Here is a 17,165-nt window from a genome sequence, read left to right as displayed (position 1 = left end):
TTCAATCCGCCTTCCCTTCCGACTGGGTGGCATTATACGCGCTTTGGGATGGGGGTCAAGGGGGTTTGTGGGCTATTTTAGCGATTATCTCGCCTTATCATTAATATCCTCTATTTATCAGTCAGTTAGGATTAAAAAATAGTTTTACCTTTAATGATAGTCAGCCTTTTTTATTTAAGACCACTTATTGCTTATATATAGTTGTCTCCTATATATGACACTTTTATAGCTTACCTATCTTTTTAAAGAAGTCTTTATAGGCAGCGACTTTCTTATCTAAGGCTAGTGGATAAGCACGCGAGGTAGAAGGCAGTCTATATAAGGTAAGATTATTCACATCGGCTTTTTTATTATTGTCACTCTGCCACTCATAAGGATAATCCATACTTTGATTGGTCTTCGGGTACTTGGACTTGGCAGGTGGCTCGGCTAATAAATTGAGTAGCACCTCAGTTGCTTTACCGCCGGTGGTAAATAAGGTTTCAACCTTTGGCACTTGTGGCAAAATACTATCTAGGTTAACGGCGGTGACAACGGTTAAGTTTTTATCTGAAGCATTGCCGGTTTCACGGATAGCCTGAGTAACTGTCGGGCAAGAAGCAATTCCGCGCTCGAACATAAAGGCGCGAATACGTTCAGGATCAAAGCGCTTTTCATCGCCTACTCTAAAGTAATTCACATCGTCAAAAAATACGCTGCCATAGATACGCCACATATCATTATAAAAGTTCGGGTAGTGAAAGCGCATTGCCCATTTATCAGCGGTCGGTGGAAAAGTACCCATCATCATCACGGTGGCATCGGGCGGTAGCACTGGGCCGAATGGATGGGTTTCTACTTCTGCGGCGCGGGCTTCGGACAATATCGAGTTATTATCCATTTTATGAGTATTATCATGCGTATGGGATGGTTGTGTAGTCATAAGATTCTTCATCAGAAAAGCGGTTTTTTTGCTATCATAGCAAGCCTAAACACTACTTCATTTATCAGGGCGCGATTATAGTCAAACATAGTCGGCTTAAATAAAATTAATCCTGTTATAAAGGCACTTGGCTTATTTTTGTATTAAAGCATTAAGCTTACTATTGATGGGCTAAATATAGGGTTGAAGTGCGGTAAGTGTTTGTATCTTTTATACTAATGGCAACCGCAGTAACTGCGCAAGCATCAGACCAAAAACCAAGAGAAACCTTATGAGCGACTTAAAAATCACCGTCATCGATCACCCGTTAGTCCGTCATAAACTCAGCCTCATGCGCGAAAAAGACTGTAGCACCTATAAGTTTCGTACATTGACCAAAGAGCTTGCACGCTTGATGGCGTATGAAGCGAGCCGTGATTTTGAAATTGAAACCTTTCCGATGGAAGGCTGGTGTGGTGAAATCACGGGTGAGCAAATCATCGGTAAGACCGCAACGATTGTACCGATTTTACGTGCCGGTATTGGTATGCTCGACGGCGTGCTCGATTTGATTCCGACAGCGAAAATCTCTGTCGTTGGTTTGCAACGCGATGAAGAAACTTTGCAACCTGTACCCTTCTTTGAAAAGTTTGTCAGCCACATGGACAAACGCCCAGCCCTTATCATTGACCCAATGTTAGCGACTGGCGGCTCAATGGTTGCGACCATCGAGATGCTAAAGAAAAATGGCTGTACCAATATTAAAGCATTGGTATTGGTTGCCGCACCTGAAGGCGTCCGTGTGGTCAATGAAGCGCATCCTGACGTCACTATTTATACCGCCGCACTAGACAGCCATTTAGATGAGCACGGTTATATCATCCCAGGTCTTGGCGATGCGGGTGATAAAATCTTTGGTAAGCAGTTATTTAACAAGTAAGACAACGCCAATAAATCAAGACAAGCTGTCGTTATAAACCATGACACATGTACAAAACATCAATGATAAGGATATAAGATGAACGTATTGATTACAGGCGCAAGCGCGGGTTTCGGTAAAGCGCTGGCTGAGCGTTTGGTTGCCAATGGCCATCGCGTGATTGGTTGCGCCAGACGCCTAGATAAGCTCAATGCGCTAGCAGAAACTTTGGGCGAGGCATTTTTACCTGTGGTCATGGATGTCAGTGACACGGCGACTATCCCGCAAATCATTGCGGATTTGCCGGCTGATTTCAAGCAAATCGATGTCTTGGTGAATAACGCTGGGCTAGCACTTGGCACCGAGCCTGCGCACAAGGCCAGTCTTGATGATTGGATGCGTATGACCGATACCAATATTAAAGGTTTAATGGCGCTGACCCATGCAGTGTTGCCAGCGATGGTCGCACGCGATAGTGGTTATATCATTAATGTGGGCTCAATCGCAGGTAGCTGGCCTTACTTTGGCGGTAACGTTTATGGCGCGACCAAAGCCTTTGTCAAACAGTTTAGCTTAAACCTGCGTGCGGATCTCATCGGTACGCAAGTGCGCGTGACCAACCTTGAACCGGGTAATGTGGCGGGCACTGAGTTTTCAAACGTGCGCTATCATGGTGATGATGATAAAGCTGCTCAAGTTTACGATGGCTTTAAAACCATGACCGGCGATGATATTGGCGATATTTTATTATGGCTGATTGAATCGCCTGCCCATATTAACGTTAATCGTTTAGAAGTCATGCCGGTTGCGCAAACCTATAATGGTCTAACGATTGCTAAGCAAGATTCTTAAACGCTTAACCGACCGTTTGGCTCATTAACGTAATTCATAAGACCGAAGCAATATAGATTCCTCTATATTGCTTCTTTTTTTGCCTTTGATATTCATCTCATTGACCAAGCGCAAATCTTGAAAGTCTAAAATCAATACCTCATTACGCAAGCGCTCACTAGTACGTTTATTGTGGCGTATCGGAAATCCTAAGACTTGCTTACCAGTAATCACTATCTGATTGATAATCATGGTCGGATTATTGATGGTAGATTTTGCACTTAGCTTCTGAGCATTGATGATGGCGGTAGAAGGATTGACCGTTGTGCTTAAAACCTTTATCTGGCGCACGCCTTTTGGCATATCACCTGCAAAAAACAATACCTGCTCTAATGGCAAATACTGCGCGTGCCGCATTAATTCCTGACGAAATAGCAAAGGCATATCTGCATTGAAGCTGTCTTCTGTTTGCTGAGAGAACGCCGTAAAATTACGCTGTAAGTAACGTCCAAATATACTGCTATTAATCCAGTCTTGATAAGTATCATTTTTTAACAGCTGCTTTGTGAAAGCATCGGCATCTGCCGTGATATCTGCCGTAAGCATTGCTAACAGTAACGCCTGCGGATTGGTAAATTTTTGCTGCTGCCAGATTTGCGGATACAGGCTGCTATCAAGCAATGGTAAAGTTGACTTGGTCATACCTTAATAGCCTTATATTTTACTTGCTGACGTTTGATTCGATTGGTCAAAGTCTATAACAAGTCGCTACTTTTACCGCTCAACTGCTTTCAACACTTAACAAATTTTATGCTATGGTCAGTTACCTATTTTAATATAGTAGTCCTTCATTAGTGGCATAAATAATTCCACAATAAAGCATTTCGGCTAAACCGGCTTTATAAAACCGTTTAATGAAAACAAGGTATACTGCCTTATGAAGAAAAATTTAATCAACTTACCTGCTAACTACCAGTTGAAAACGATTGATATCGCTTTGACTGCCGGTACATTACTACCCGTATCTGTCATAGGCAATGGCAAACCTGTGCTGCTGCTACACGCTTATGGCATGGATACACGTGAATTTTTGCCATTTATTTTTCCTTTGCTTGGCAAATATGCATTTTATCTGCCGCATTTACGAGGATTTGGCGCGGCAAAAGACATCAAGCTGACCCAGTTCGATTTTGTGCGCCAGTATGCCGATGATATCAGTATCGTCATTGAGCAAATTTGTTTGGCGCGCAATATAGAATCCTTACCTGTTGCCGCTATTTCGATGGGCGCGCAAGTGATGTGGGCGTATTTTGAGCGCTATGGCAGCGCAAGAGTCAGCCGCTATTTAAATATCGACCAAAGTCCTGCTATCCATAACCAGTCCGACTGGCAAGGTGGCTTGTTTGGCACGCGCCAGCAAGAAGTATTCGATATCTTTCATGAGGTAATTGATAAGACTTTGCCTTATGCTGACGTCGAAAGCTTTACCCATCTGCCTTTTGCCCTGAAACGCCGTGCAACGGATGTCGAACGGCTGTTTTCTCTATTATCCGTTAATCGCACGCGCTCAAAAGCCTTTATACAAGTGATGACCTATAAAAACGACCCCAAACTTGCGCTTTATGATCATAGTATTTGGCATCATAAGATGCGCTGCTTACAAGCTTATTTGACATTGCCCTATGACTTTCGCGGCGCTTTAGAGCGGGTCACCATTCCAGTGGTCAATCTGATTGGCGGGCGCTCAAAGCTATATGATGCTAAATGGCAGCAAAAAATCACCCAAATGCTACCTAATGCAACTGAAGTGGTGTTGCCGCGCTCAGGTCATGCGATACCAATGGATGAACCTGTTGGGTTTTATAAAGTATTAAAAGGGTTTTTGCAGAATTAGTTGTTCATTTATATAAAAAAGCGACCTTAACGGGTCGCTTTTTATTTGGGCAATAAACTTTGAACATTTTGAGATATCAATCAGCTAATACTTTAACCAACTCAAATCTAGCTACTTGCTTACCATCAACTTTAACAGTTTCAGTAAACATCGCTAATGGTCGTACCCACACGCCATACTCACCGTATAGGCAGCGGTAAACGACTAAGGCTTCTTCGGTTTCTGAATGCTGAGCGGTATGCAATACTTGGTAAAGGCTGCCTTTATAATGGCGGTAGATGCCTTGGGGAATGGCTTGGTTCATTTTCAAATCCTAAATTTTATTATAAATGTACGAATCACATACTGCCGAAGTATATTCATATCGCAAAATAAGTAAGGCCGACAATCAATGTCGACCTTATTTTTAATACCAATAGCTTGTCCCAGTCACTTATTAAGCTACCGTCACTTTCGCATACGCCTTTTTACCTGCTTGGATAACGACTGTCTGACCAGAAGTTAAGCTAAAGCCTGCATCGACGACTTCGCCATCTACTTTTACCGCGCCACGTTTAATCATATCTTTAGCCGATGAGCTATTTTTGGCAAGCTCTGCTTGGTTTAATATCTGCGTGATAAATAATGCGTCCTGCCCTTCTAACTCTAACGTCACTTCTGGTAAATCGACTGGCAATTCGCCATCAGCAAGTACGTTACCCGCTGATTTATGCGCATTAGCAGCCGCATCGGCATCATGGAAACGCTCGATTAATTCTTCAGCAAGAATACGTTTGATTTCTTGTGGGTTGCGACCGTTTTCCATCTCTGCCATTAACGCCTCAACTTCTTCCATCGGCTTAAAGCTTAAAAATTCAAAGTAGCGACGGATTAAAGTATCTGGCATCGACAGCAGTTTTTGGTACATGGTGCCCGGCGCATCGTAAATGCCGACATAGTTGCCAAGTGACTTAGACATTTTATTGACGCCGTCTAGTCCTTCTAAGATTGGCACGGTGATACAAACTTGTGGCTCTTGACCGTAACGACCTTGTAGGGTGCGTCCCATTAGGATGTTAAAGGTTTGGTCAGTACCGCCAAGCTCGACGTCGGCTTTTAGCGCGATAGAGTCATAACCTTGCACCAATGGGTATAAAAACTCATGGATAGCAATTGGCGTTTGCGCCGCGTAGCGTTTAGAGAAATCATCGCGCTCAAGCATACGTGAAACGGTCAACTGGCTAGAAAGCTGAATCATATCGCCCGCTGACATGTCTTTGAACCATTCAGAGTTAAAGACAATCTTGGTTTTTTCTTTATCCAAAATCTTAAAGACTTGCTCAGCATAAGTCTGCGCGTTGACTTTGATTTGCTCATCGGTCAAGGGCGGACGCGTGCTGTTTTTGCCAGAAGGGTCACCAATCTTGGCGGTATAATCGCCGATTAAAAAGTAAATCTCATGACCCAAATCTTGAAAATGCTTCAGCTTATTAATCAATACGGTATGACCTAAATGTAGGTCAGGCGCGGTGGGATCAAAGCCTGCTTTGATACGTAGCGGGCGATTCAGTTTTAACTTCTTAACCAAATCCTCTTCAGATAGGATTTCTTGTGTACCGCGTTGGATTAAGGTAAGTTGTTCTTCTAGGGTATAAGTTTGGGTGGTCATGATGCTCTCTTTATTGTCTTTATTAAAAAGGTAAAGCGTTTAGGCTATTTATACCAAGCACAAAAATAGGGTTAGCAGCGTCAAACTCGTTGAGTCTACTATCTATTAAATGTAGTACTTGCACTCGTTTATCACTACTCTGATTTTTGGGAATAGTATTAAAGTTTCGTAGCCGGTAAAAGATGTTAGAATTTGACAGATATACTAGCGTTTTTTAAGGTAAATTGCCATGACCAACCCTGCATCGATTGCTGATACTAATGATAATACTCATTCGACTATAAATTATGATAATAATTTAGATAACACTTTGGATAATGGTCTAGAAAATAGCTTAGCGCATATTGACGACTTAAATTATGCCACCTTGACCGATGCGCTTGAGCAAACAGTGTTTGAAAACTTCGATGATGGCTTATATATTGGCATGATGTCTGGCACCAGCTTAGATGGTATGGACGCCGTGCTTTGTCAATTCGGTGGTGAAGAAAACACTCAACAACCCATGCGACTATTAGCCACTCGTAGTCAGGACTTCCCACCGCGCCTGCGTGAAGTGTTATTGGCTTTATGTCAGCCTAATGGTGTGCAAGAATTAGTACCAACGGTGGGTGAACCAAGCAGCGAGTTAGACTGGTTCGGCTGGGCTAGTAAAGAATATGCTGAATTTGCCAGCGACGTGGTCAATAATTTATTGCAGCAGTCCAATACCGATGTAGAGTCGGTGCTGGCAATTGGCTGTCACGGTCAAACCGTGCGTCATCGTCCACAAATGGGCTTTAGCTTGCAATTGCTCGATGCCAATATCATCGCTGAGCGTACTGGTATTAGCGTGGTCAGTGATTTCCGCCGTCGCGATATGGCCGTCGGTGGTCAAGGTGCGCCTTTGGTTCCTGCCTTTCACCAAGCTTTATTTGCCACCCCTGATAGCACACGGGTGTTATTAAATTTGGGCGGTATTGCTAATATCACGGTATTGCCAACCGATGAGAGCCCGGTTATTGGCTATGATACCGGCCCTGCCAATTTATTATTAGATGCGTGGACAGCTTTGCATACTGATAAAGGTTACGATGCTGGTGGCGCATGGGCGCAGTCAGGACAAGTCGTTGAGCCGCTACTTAACCAGCTGATAGAACATCCATTTTTTGCGCGAACCTATCCGAAAAGCACAGGGCGTGAAGACTTTAACTTAGCATGGCTACAAAGTGAGCTGCAAAAATTTGACCAAGCATCTGCTCATATTCGCTATTCATCAGCCGATGTACAGGCAACGCTTACTGAATTGACCGCCATGAGTGCCAGTATGCAAATCAATATGTTTATTGATGCAAAAGAAAATAGCTCGGTTTACGTCTGCGGTGGCGGTGCGTTAAATGACTATTTAATGACTCGCTTACAAGCACATCTGCCCCATTGCAGCGTAGAAACCACTGCCAGCTTAGGACTGAATCCCGCTTGGGTCGAAGCCGTCGCCTTTGCATGGCTGGCACGCCAAACCCTAATGGGCGAAACTGGTAACTTGCCAGCCGTAACTGGCGCAAGTAAAGGCGTTGTACTGGGTCAGGTTTGTTTTGCCTGATTGGTCAAATTTTAGTTTACATACGTACACTTATGTGTTTTATAATGGCTTTTGAAATAACATCCTCTTAGGACCGTAAGTACAGGATATAGCGCATGAGCCAGCATAGCAGTTTACCGACCGACTCACTTACCGAGCAAACGATGAATAATACTCCCGTGGATATTGCTGCCAAACAAGCATATAAGCCAAGACAGAAACCACCGCACTACGAGCGTTCTGACGATATGCGCGTGGTGGTCACCGGTATGGGCGCGGTGACGCCTTTGGGATTAGATGTCGAAAGCTCATGGGCAAGCCTGCTTAATGGCGAGAGCGGTATCGCGCCAATTACCCATTTTGATGCAACAGACTATCGGGCGCGAATTGCCGGTGTGGTCAAAGACTTCGATGCCAAGCAATATATGAATGCCAAAGACGCACGCCGCTATGATGAATTTATGCATTATGCCGTTGCGGCGTCTGCCATGGCATTGAAAAATGCCGGCTTTATCGATGAAGTCAGCGCTGCTGATGCGCCTGTGCAGAATGTCGACCAAGAGCGCTTTGGGGTGATTTTAGGGTCAGGCATTGGTGGCATCCAAACCATTGAAAACAGTCGCGATACCCTGCGTGAAAAAGGCGCGCTGAAAGTGTCACCTTTTATCATTCCTGGCTCTATCGTCAATATGGCAGCAGGTTTGGTTGCGATTAAACATACTTTAAAAGGTCCAAACCTTGCGACCTCGACTGCTTGTACCACCGCGACCCATGCGATAGGGATTGCCGCACGCTTGATTGCGTATGGTGATGTCGATGTGATGCTAGCAGGTGGTAGTGAAAAAGGCTCAAGCCCACTTGGTATATCAGGTTTTGGGGCGATGCATGCCCTCTCAACTCGTAATGACGAGCCAACCAAAGCCTCACGTCCTTTTGATAAAGACCGTGATGGTTTTGTGCTTGGAGATGGCGCTGGTGTCGTCGTCCTTGAAAGCCTTGCCCATGCTAAAGCGCGCGGAGCAACGATATTGGCTGAACTGGTTGGCTTTGGTATGAGTGATGATGCCAGCCACATTACCGCACCCCCAGAAGATGGTAGCGGTGCGGCACGAGCCATGCGCAATGCCTTAAACGATGCCGGTATCGAGCCTGCCGCAGTTGGCTACGTCAACGCCCATGGGACAAGCACTCCTGCTGGTGATGTCGCTGAATCTATTGCGATTGAAACCGTCTTTGCGCCAGTGAAAGACAGCATTTTAGTCAGCTCTACCAAATCCATGACTGGTCATTTATTGGGTGCCGCTGGTGGTGTTGAGGCGATATTTACCGTCCTTGCCCTACAGCATCAGCATGTACCGCCAACCATCAATTTAGACAATGTCGAAGACAACTGTAATCTTGATTATGTTGCCAATCAATCACGCAAAGTTGAGAACTTACAATATGCGGTGTCTAACAGCTTTGGCTTTGGCGGCACTAACGGCTCATTGATATTTGCCCGTTGGCCGGTGCAACCCTAAAGCTAAAAGAAATACCAGAAACAGCGCCAAAAAGCTTTTGATAGTCGCCGTTGTAACCTTGGTGTCAGATTTACTACGTTTGTCCACTTGCAGCCCCTTATCGTACTTGCGTATGATAAGGGGTAATTTTTGGAACATTTATGGAAGATACCATGTCAAGCTATTCATTTTCCCATCAGTTTTATCAACGCTGGACGTGTGCACCTGAGCCTATACGCGCGGCAATCACCCAAGAGCTAAAAGACATCACCACCTTACTGCAAACAGAGACACCATTTGAGAGCTTTGTTTTTAGCACCCATGACTTAGACGCGCATCTTGACAATCTTTATGAGAATCATGACGCCGAGCAAGCCATCGCCAAAGCCATCGCGGACAAACAAGCCCAAGCGCGTGCTACTGCTGAAAAAGAACGGCTAGAAGAACAACAAAAAATACAAGCGGCAGAAGAAGCCAAGCGTAAAGCAGAGGCTAAGATAGAAGAAGAAACCCGACTGCGTGAAGAAGCAGAAGCGGCGCAACAAGCACCACAGAAAAATGAGCCATTAGCAGCGGATAAAAACAGTTCAGATAAGAACAATCTTGATGCTAAAACTGCTATCACTCATGCTAATGACACTAGCAAGGTCACAGCGCCAAGCGTAGATAATGTTGATAAGGTTGATAATAGCGCTGATAGCAATGCTGCTAAAGCTCAGCCTACTGAACCATCAAATGCCGTAAAAACTGATGTTAATAACAACTCTAACGCTAGCTCTGAAAACAAAACTGTCAGCGAGCATGCCAATACGATTAGCGGCAATGCAATTAGCGATAGCCATATTGCTAATGATAAGCGCATTAAAGAAGATAGCAGCATTAAAACAATCAATGATAAAGCCAGCGCCGCCATCAAGCTGGCATTAAAAGATGCAAAGCTAAATACCACCCATCAAGAGCTAATCCGTGAGCTTGAAATGCAAATTGATGATTATCTTAGTGAACAAATGATGTTGATGTCTGAAAACTTAAAATCTTGGTTACGGGCGGAGATGACTCAAAATTTAAGTGAAGATAAAGTAGAAACGAATAAAGAATCGCAAAAGAACTAAATGCAGCTGTCCGTTCATAAATCTCTAGCAGTGAATCTCTAAAATGGTAAAAGCCCCGTAAATTTACGGGGCTTTTTTTGTTTTAAATTCGAGAATATAAGCTTTTATTTTAGATAGCTTTTGTACGCTCGGTTAACCATTCAAGTGCCGCACCGTCAACGCGGTCTTTTAGCTCGGCATAAACTTGGCTATGATAATTATTCAACCAATCAATCTCTACTTGGGTTAGTAGTGCAGGCTCAATCAAACGCGTATCGATTGGGCAATAAGTGATGGTCTCAAAGTTTAAGAATTTGCCAAACTCAGTCTCAGTCGGACTCGCCACTGGCATATTGACGACTAAGTTTTCGATACGAATACCCCACTTGCCTTCACGGTATAAACCTGGCTCATTACTGGATATCATACCTACTTTCATGGCGCGCTCTTTTGGCGTACTGGCACTATAAGCAATGACTTGTGGGCCTTCATGAACGTTTAAGAAGTAACCAACACCATGTCCGGTACCATGACCATAATCCATTTGTGCCTGCCATAATGGTGCACGGCAAATCGCATCGATGAGTGGCGAAGCAATACCATCAGGGAAGTGTGCTTTTGCCAACGCAATATGGGCTTTTAGCACGGTGGTAAAGTCACGTTTATGCTCAGAACTTACTTTGCCAATACCGACCACACGGGTGATATCGGTGGTGCCGTTTTGATACTGGGCGCCTGAGTCAATCAGCAACAAACCGCCCTCGCCTTCATTAACATCAAGGTAGCTGAATTTTTCTGGCGTCGCGCGGTAATGCGGCAATGCGCCATTTTCATTAAAACCTGCAATCGTTGGAAAGCTTGGCGATACGTAATGCGGCTGCTGGCTGCGTGCTTCGATGAGCATACTATCGACATCAAGCTCACTTAAACGTTCACCGGCTGCTAGACGCTGCTCAAATGTAGCGAAAAACTCACTTAATGCCGCGCCATCTTGACGCATCGCTTCACGTACATGATCAATATCTGAGTCAGATTTAACTGATTTAAGCAAAGTACTTGGTGCCATTTGCTCGATAAAGCCAACATCGTCCGCCATTTTTGATAGCGTACCGACTGCCACTTTACTTGGGTCTAGCAGCAGCAAATCTTCTGGCGTTAATGTAGCCAATGCTTCTTGCACTGCTTCATAATCAGCAAGCGTGATACCGCTATCTTTTAGAGCTTTTTCAATGTCAGAGCTGACTTTATTATTATCAATAAACAAGGTCGCTTTATCCGCATCAATCAGCATATGCGCCAAAAATACAGGGTTATAATCAACATCAGCGCCGCGTAAGTTGGTCAACCAAGCGATATCATCTAAGCTTGAAAGCAAATGATGGGTTGCGCCTGCATCCGCCATACCTGCGCGCACGGCGGCAAGTTTTGAGGTCGCAGACTGCGCAACAAATTGCTCATCGTGTTGGTATAGTTGTGCCGATGGTAGCGCTGGACGATCGCTCCATATATCTGTCAATACATCGCGTTCAGTGATTAAGGTAATATCATTGGCATCAAAAGCATCAAGCAATCTGTCTTGCTCAGCGATAGACAGCACATTACCATCGACGGCCACGCTATCGCCCTCGGCCAAGTGCGCAGCGAGCCAATCGATATGGTTTGGCTGACCGGGTGCCAGCTTCTCTAAAGTGATACCGGTGCCTGCTAATTGATGAGCGGCGTGTACCCAATAGCGGCTATCTGTCCATAATCCAGCAAAATCAGCGGTAACGACCAGTGTACCGACTGAACCGGTAAACCCTGATAACCATAAACGCGCTTGCCAATACTCAGGCAAGTACTCAGATAAATGTGGATCTGCTGACGGCACGATAATCGCGGTCAGGTCTTGCGCCGCAATAGCAGCACGCAAGCTGGTAATACGTTGTTGAATTTCAGTTTTTGGAGTGGCTTCTTGAGTAGACATAACGTCCCTTATTGTATATAAAAAATTAGTATAAAAGCACGAGCACCATGCTGTTTAAAACGCTGCATAAAACGCTGCATAAGTAGAAAAAACTCACCGCAATACAGCGCCGCAGAATCGATAGGTTCTCGATATATTGTTATTATAAACTGACATCATCAGCTGATTATTAGCGGTTAATTAAGTGGGCGTTTATTAAGTTTGCTACAGATACAACCTAGCGCATATAACGATATGGGGATGATAACTGACTTATAAATGCCTTTAACAGCAATACCCATTTAATCGCGAAAGAATCGTAAAGGAATCATGAACGAATCGTAAAAATGACCGATAACTCAAAATAAAAGAAGCCACTGTTTAGTAGCTTCTGTATTTTTATCACCTATCAAATGACGGCTATAAAGAGTGCTATAAATAGCGCTAATACTATTGTGCTTATATTGGCCGCTTGTTTACGTTCATTGTCTACATTCTGATATTACTGCTGTTTTTAATCATATTGCTCATCGGTTTTGACAATGCTAATAAAATCAGCGCGGTCACTACCAAGAACATGGTCATAATAGAGAATAAATCCGGTAAGCCTTCGATTTTATCAGCGGTGACATGGCTACCAAAGAAGGCGGCGACCAAGTTACCCATCGCAATAGAAGCAAAAAACAGCCCCATGATTTGACCTTGCATCCCTTCAGGTGCCAAGCGTGTCATTGACGACATACCAACAGGGCTTAGCGCCAGCTCACCTAGCGTCAGTAAAAACAAACTGCCAACCAACCACAGTGGTGACGCCAAAGCACCGGGAGCGACCAAGATACTTTTTGAGGCCATAATCATCAGCCCAAAACCTGCCGCGGCTAACAACATACCAAGCGCAAATTTTACCATGCTATTAGGCTCAAGACCTTTAGCACCGAGCTTCACCCACAAAATACTGATAATGGGCGCTAATAATAAAATAAATAACGGATTGAGCGACTGAAACCAGATACTTGGGATATGAAAACCCATGACCTCTAAATCCGTATAACGGTCAGCAAATAAGTTAAACGAGGTTGGCTGCTGATCAAAACTTGACCAAAACAAGGTTGAACCAATAATCAATAACAGACAGACCAGTAAGCGTTTTTTATCAGAGGAGCTCAACCGTGATGACATAAACATCACCGCAAAATATAGCAGCACCACAGCTGCGATGGTATAGGTCATGTACTCTGCGACCAATATCGGATTAAATGGCATCAAACCGGTGCTAATGAGCACAATCAATACCACAAAAATAGCCGCAACGCCTAGTACCCAGCGCCCTATATTTTGGAAGCGGTCATTTGCATGCTCCCAATCAGCGGTGATGTTTTTGGCACGCGCATAACGATTTAATGTCTTTCTGGCTGAAAAACGGTAAATCAGTAACGAAGCCAGCATACCAATACCACCGACGCCAAAGCCTGCATGCCACATGCCTTTTTCTCTAAACACCCCAACAATCAGCGCTGCCAATAGCGCACCGATATTGATGCCCATATAAAACAGCGTAAATCCTGCGTCACGGCGATTGTCCGTTTCGGGATATAACGCCCCAACCATGACCGTAATACAGGTCTTAAACAACCCTGACCCAATGACAATAAACATCAAACCGACAAAGAATAGCACCATGCCAAACATAGCTGACAACGCAATACATAAATGCCCAAGCGCAATGATGATACTGCCCCACCACAGCGCCCGCTCCTGACCAAGCCAGTTATCCGCCAACCAGCCGCCCGGTACTGCCGCCAAATATAATGAACCGGCGAAAATACCATAGATGGCAGAAGCCGTTGCTTCATCAAAACCGAAACCACCACTGCCAACCGTCGCCACCATAAAGAGTACTAATAATGGACGAATACTATAATAAGAAAAACGCTCCCACATCTCGGTGAAAAATAACGAGCTTAAGGGTTTAGGATGCCCCATAAAGCCATTATCTAATGCTTCTAATTCAGCAGCACTAACGTTCGATTGTGAGTCTGTGCTCATAAATCTATTCCTTTAAAAACCACTGTAATGATGACCAAACTTCTAATTATTCTGCTAGGCGGTCACATAGGCGCATTATTGTTTCACTTGCCTAGAACCAAGTAAAGAAAAAAAGGTTTAATAATTACACAAGTACCCACAAAAAAACCCGCCCTCAATTCGCTAAGGGCGGGTTTGTTGTTAGCTGTACAAATAAAACAATCGCCATGACCGTTTTAATTAATCAATATCAGAGACATTAGAAGCAATATTATAAGAGATAGGGCTATGACAAACTCTATTGCTAGGTCTAAAAATTGAAGCAGCAGCTATCTAAATAAAAATTACTCTGCTGTCGCAGCTTTTTCAGTCGTGCCAGCATCCAAATCAGCATCGGCTTGCTCGGCTGTCACGTCAGCATCAGCAACCGCTGCTTGATTAACCGTACCTTCAGCCGTGGCTGTACCAGCTTCAGCGCTAACCACTGCACTGTCGGCATCAGTAGCTGGCGTTGCGTTAGCATCCGCTGCAGTATCGCTCGTTGCTGCTGCATCAGTCTCTGCTGCAGGCGCAGCCGCTGTTTCAGCAGTCGCAGCTTCTTCCGGAGCAGCAGTTGCTTCTGCTTCCTCGGCGGCTGACGCTTCAATGGTCTCAGGAGTGATATGCTCACCCGCTGGACGCAAGAAACCAGAAATGCCAATCAATAAGACGATACCTAAAAATAAGGCAACACCGCCTAAAGCATATAGGAACTCTTTCTTGGGGTTGTTATTAACGATATCTTCTGACATACCTTATCCACCTTGCACAGAATATTTAAAATATTGGGCTATTATATCGCAATTTATACTGATTTGTGAAAACCCTTAACTATTTAAAGGTTTTATTCATAAAAAAAGTGAAATCCGCTCTATATTGCCATGCTTAACGTATCAAATTACTAAATGGCAACCTAGGCAACCAAACGCGTCCGCGGGGTCGCACGCTTGCCAAGATAGCTTAATAATAATAGAAGCGCAATAAGGATTAAAATAGGATAATTACCAAAATTCATAAACGGCGTATTACCAACACGGGCTTGAATATCACCGCGTAATACCGTGCGCTCAAACTGCGGGGCGCGCTCAACGATACGACCTTTATGGTCGATAATAGCGGTAACCCCCGTATTGGTCGCGCGCATAAACCAACGGCCATTTTCTAACGCGCGCATTTGTACCATTTGCAGATGCTGCAGTGGACCTGCTGAAGTGCCAAACCACGCATCGTTTGAGATGGTCAATAAAAAGTCAGTATTGATGGCGTTTTTACGGGTGGTATCAGGATAAGCAACCTCGTAGCATACCGCCGCGCCCAAGTTATGTCCACGAACCCGCAGCGGCGATTGATTGTCACTACCGCGACTGTAGCTTAAAATCTCTTGGCTACCCGCCAGATTAGGCAGAATATCTAACATGCCTTCAAACGGAATATATTCGCCAAACGGTACTAAGCGCTGTTTTTTATACAGCCCTTCTGCTTCCGCACCTAACGCAATCACGCTATTATAAAACGGTGGATATTTGTCAGTTTTGGCATCAAAAGCCGCTTCATCTTTATAAGGAATGCCGGTCACCCAAGTGGTATTGGTTTCTTTGGCCATTTTTACCATTTCGGTGATAAAACCAACCGCATCAGTCTGAAACATCGGAATCGACGATTCAGGCCATAAAACAATGTCACGCCCCCACTCGGTACGCGTCAGATTTGCATAGATTTTTAGCGTTTCTATCTGATATTCGGTCAGCCATTTTAAATCTTGCGGGATATTGCCTTGGATTAATGACACCGATAAATCAGGCGTGCCTTTTGGCTTCGTCCATTGTGGATTTATTAACCATAATGCGCAGCTGACAACCAACAACGCGCTGGCAGGAATCATATAACCGCCGCGACGACGCAGCAGCTCGACCAAACTTGCCGCCAATAATACCGCAACGAAAGAGACAGCAAACACGCCGGCAACGGGCGCTAATGACGATAGCCAATACTGCTCAGTAAAGGCATAACCGACAAATAACCACGGGAAACCCGTAAATAGCCAGGTTTTCATCCACTCTTGTAGTACCCAAAGCGCCGCAAATGATAACGGTTGCTTGCCGACTACCCGATTAAAAATTAACGCCAAAAAGCCATGAAATAATCCCATGCCCAAACCCATTAGCGCAATCATAATCAGCGCCAACCAGACGGGTGTATCGCCATAAACATGGATAGAGGTATAGAGCCAAAATGCTCCCACACACCAAAGTCCCGTGCCATAAGCCTGACCAATGACAAACGCTCGCTTACCGCTCATCTGCGGCATCAGTAACGCGTATAAAATAGCAGGTGATACCAAGGCGACTGGCCAAAAGCCATACGGCGCGAGCGCAAAGATAAACACTGCCCCTGCCAGCAACGCAATCAATATAGTCAGCACCATAGGTAAGCCCTTTGGCTTATCGGGGTTCAGGCATTTTTGCAAATCAACAGTAGACAGACGCATAGCAGTTATCCAAAACCTTATTATTCAGTAATTTAAAACTTATAAAACTTAAATGTTAACTTTGAGGGATTCAATCAGTGGCGCATTCAACGCTTACTTGATAGCCCTCTATATAACGATAAAGACATTACTCAAAAATCAAACCTGCCCATGATACCAGTCTGTACCACTCAATGGGTAAATTTGCGTTGCAAAACACGGCTTTTAAAAGCAAAAAAAAACACGACCGCAATCGTGTTTTTTATAGCTATAAAGACATCAAGTTACAACGTTACTGATAAACTTGCTAGGCCGTTATGAAAAGCTTAATAATAAAAAGCTCAG

Annotated in this window: 14 protein-coding genes; 6 read left to right on the top strand and 8 right to left on the bottom strand. The window is 44.4% G+C overall.

From position 1 onward, the window contains the following. Positions 1-223: 223 nt before the first annotated feature. Positions 224-880: a DNA glycosylase gene (locus PG901_RS12730; RefSeq protein ID WP_271134651.1), complete on the bottom strand. Its 657-nt coding sequence runs from the start codon at positions 878-880 to the stop codon at positions 224-226. A gap of 313 nt (positions 881-1,193) precedes the next feature. Between PG901_RS12730 and upp the strand changes: the two genes are divergently transcribed. Beyond that, positions 1,194-1,841, top strand: coding sequence for a uracil phosphoribosyltransferase (upp, locus tag PG901_RS12725; protein WP_149490868.1), 648 nt, complete (start codon positions 1,194-1,196; stop codon positions 1,839-1,841). Positions 1,842-1,919: 78 nt separating this feature from the next. After that, a complete protein-coding gene (locus PG901_RS12720) occupies positions 1,920-2,672 on the top strand; it encodes an SDR family NAD(P)-dependent oxidoreductase (RefSeq protein WP_198329968.1) in 753 nt (250 codons plus the stop codon). Positions 2,673-2,696: 24 nt separating this feature from the next. On the opposite strand, the gene PG901_RS12715 is transcribed toward PG901_RS12720, so the two are convergent. Continuing rightward, positions 2,697-3,353, bottom strand: coding sequence for a hypothetical protein (locus PG901_RS12715; RefSeq protein ID WP_271134649.1), 657 nt, complete (start codon positions 3,351-3,353; stop codon positions 2,697-2,699). 235 nt (positions 3,354-3,588) lie between these two features. On the opposite strand from PG901_RS12715, the gene PG901_RS12710 reads away from it, so the two are divergent. Next, entirely contained in the window at positions 3,589-4,545 is a 957-nt protein-coding gene (locus PG901_RS12710; RefSeq protein ID WP_271134648.1) for an alpha/beta fold hydrolase, read from the top strand. Positions 4,546-4,621: 76 nt separating this feature from the next. Here the strand turns inward: PG901_RS12710 and PG901_RS12705 are convergent, their stop codons facing one another. Further along, positions 4,622-4,849, bottom strand: coding sequence for a DUF1653 domain-containing protein (locus tag PG901_RS12705; RefSeq protein WP_271134647.1), 228 nt, complete (start codon positions 4,847-4,849; stop codon positions 4,622-4,624). Between the two features lie 132 nt (positions 4,850-4,981). Next, positions 4,982-6,193 carry a tyrosine--tRNA ligase gene (tyrS, locus tag PG901_RS12700; RefSeq protein ID WP_271134646.1) on the bottom strand — a complete coding sequence of 404 codons (1,212 nt, stop codon included), beginning with the start codon at positions 6,191-6,193 and terminating at the stop codon, positions 4,982-4,984. 229 nt (positions 6,194-6,422) lie between these two features. On the opposite strand from tyrS, the gene PG901_RS12695 reads away from it, so the two are divergent. The 3 genes from PG901_RS12695 to PG901_RS12685 all read left to right on the top strand — a co-directional run bounded on the left by PG901_RS12695 (position 6,423) and on the right by PG901_RS12685 (position 10,365). After that, on the top strand, positions 6,423-7,775 hold the full coding sequence (locus PG901_RS12695) for an anhydro-N-acetylmuramic acid kinase (protein ID WP_271134645.1): 1,353 nt from the start codon (positions 6,423-6,425) through the stop codon (positions 7,773-7,775). A gap of 143 nt (positions 7,776-7,918) precedes the next feature. Continuing rightward, positions 7,919-9,274, top strand: a complete 1,356-nt coding sequence (fabF, locus tag PG901_RS12690) for a beta-ketoacyl-ACP synthase II (protein ID WP_227671018.1) — start codon at positions 7,919-7,921, stop codon at positions 9,272-9,274. 140 nt (positions 9,275-9,414) lie between these two features. Then, the gene (locus PG901_RS12685) at positions 9,415-10,365 is read left to right on the top strand and encodes a hypothetical protein (RefSeq protein ID WP_271134644.1); all 951 of its coding nucleotides are present in this window, start codon (positions 9,415-9,417) and stop codon (positions 10,363-10,365) included. 109 nt (positions 10,366-10,474) lie between these two features. On the opposite strand, the gene PG901_RS12680 is transcribed toward PG901_RS12685, so the two are convergent. From PG901_RS12680 to lnt, 4 genes are all read right to left on the bottom strand, one after another. Further along, positions 10,475-12,310 carry an aminopeptidase P family protein gene (locus PG901_RS12680; protein ID WP_271134643.1) on the bottom strand — a complete coding sequence of 612 codons (1,836 nt, stop codon included), beginning with the start codon at positions 12,308-12,310 and terminating at the stop codon, positions 10,475-10,477. A 468-nt stretch (positions 12,311-12,778) separates the two neighbouring features. Next, on the bottom strand, positions 12,779-14,335 hold the full coding sequence (locus PG901_RS12675) for a peptide MFS transporter (protein WP_271134642.1): 1,557 nt from the start codon (positions 14,333-14,335) through the stop codon (positions 12,779-12,781). A 323-nt stretch (positions 14,336-14,658) separates the two neighbouring features. Beyond that, entirely contained in the window at positions 14,659-15,105 is a 447-nt protein-coding gene (locus tag PG901_RS12670) for a hypothetical protein (protein ID WP_201565151.1), read from the bottom strand. A gap of 161 nt (positions 15,106-15,266) precedes the next feature. After that, positions 15,267-16,841 carry an apolipoprotein N-acyltransferase gene (lnt, locus tag PG901_RS12665; RefSeq protein WP_271134641.1) on the bottom strand — a complete coding sequence of 525 codons (1,575 nt, stop codon included), beginning with the start codon at positions 16,839-16,841 and terminating at the stop codon, positions 15,267-15,269. Between the last annotated feature and the right edge of the window lie 324 nt (positions 16,842-17,165).

Origin of the sequence: Psychrobacter sp. ANT_H3, assembly GCF_027919975.1 — a bacterium.
Taxonomy (GTDB): Bacteria; Pseudomonadota; Gammaproteobacteria; order Pseudomonadales; family Moraxellaceae; genus Psychrobacter; species Psychrobacter maritimus.
The sequence above is the reverse complement of the archived record's forward strand: the minus strand, read 5'-3'. Positions and strand labels throughout refer to the sequence as shown.

What these genes read in the sequence shown, in the direction of transcription:
- PG901_RS12730 (WP_271134651.1), bottom strand. Translation starts at nt 880, where the DNA reads ATGGATAATAACTCGATATTGTCCGAAGCCCGCGCCGCAGAAGTAGAA.
- PG901_RS12720 (WP_198329968.1), top strand. Translation starts at nt 1,920, where the DNA reads ATGAACGTATTGATTACAGGCGCAAGCGCGGGTTTCGGTAAAGCGCTG.
- PG901_RS12695 (WP_271134645.1), top strand. Translation starts at nt 6,423, where the DNA reads ATGACCAACCCTGCATCGATTGCTGATACTAATGATAATACTCATTCG.
- PG901_RS12670 (WP_201565151.1), bottom strand. Translation starts at nt 15,105, where the DNA reads ATGTCAGAAGATATCGTTAATAACAACCCCAAGAAAGAGTTCCTATAT.
- fabF (WP_227671018.1), top strand. Translation starts at nt 7,919, where the DNA reads ATGAATAATACTCCCGTGGATATTGCTGCCAAACAAGCATATAAGCCA.
- upp (WP_149490868.1), top strand. Translation starts at nt 1,194, where the DNA reads ATGAGCGACTTAAAAATCACCGTCATCGATCACCCGTTAGTCCGTCAT.
- tyrS (WP_271134646.1), bottom strand. Translation starts at nt 6,193, where the DNA reads ATGACCACCCAAACTTATACCCTAGAAGAACAACTTACCTTAATCCAA.
- PG901_RS12710 (WP_271134648.1), top strand. Translation starts at nt 3,589, where the DNA reads ATGAAGAAAAATTTAATCAACTTACCTGCTAACTACCAGTTGAAAACG.
- PG901_RS12685 (WP_271134644.1), top strand. Translation starts at nt 9,415, where the DNA reads ATGGAAGATACCATGTCAAGCTATTCATTTTCCCATCAGTTTTATCAA.
- lnt (WP_271134641.1), bottom strand. Translation starts at nt 16,841, where the DNA reads ATGCGTCTGTCTACTGTTGATTTGCAAAAATGCCTGAACCCCGATAAG.
- PG901_RS12675 (WP_271134642.1), bottom strand. Translation starts at nt 14,335, where the DNA reads ATGAGCACAGACTCACAATCGAACGTTAGTGCTGCTGAATTAGAAGCA.
- PG901_RS12680 (WP_271134643.1), bottom strand. Translation starts at nt 12,310, where the DNA reads ATGTCTACTCAAGAAGCCACTCCAAAAACTGAAATTCAACAACGTATT.
- PG901_RS12715 (WP_271134649.1), bottom strand. Translation starts at nt 3,353, where the DNA reads ATGACCAAGTCAACTTTACCATTGCTTGATAGCAGCCTGTATCCGCAA.
- PG901_RS12705 (WP_271134647.1), bottom strand. Translation starts at nt 4,849, where the DNA reads ATGAACCAAGCCATTCCCCAAGGCATCTACCGCCATTATAAAGGCAGC.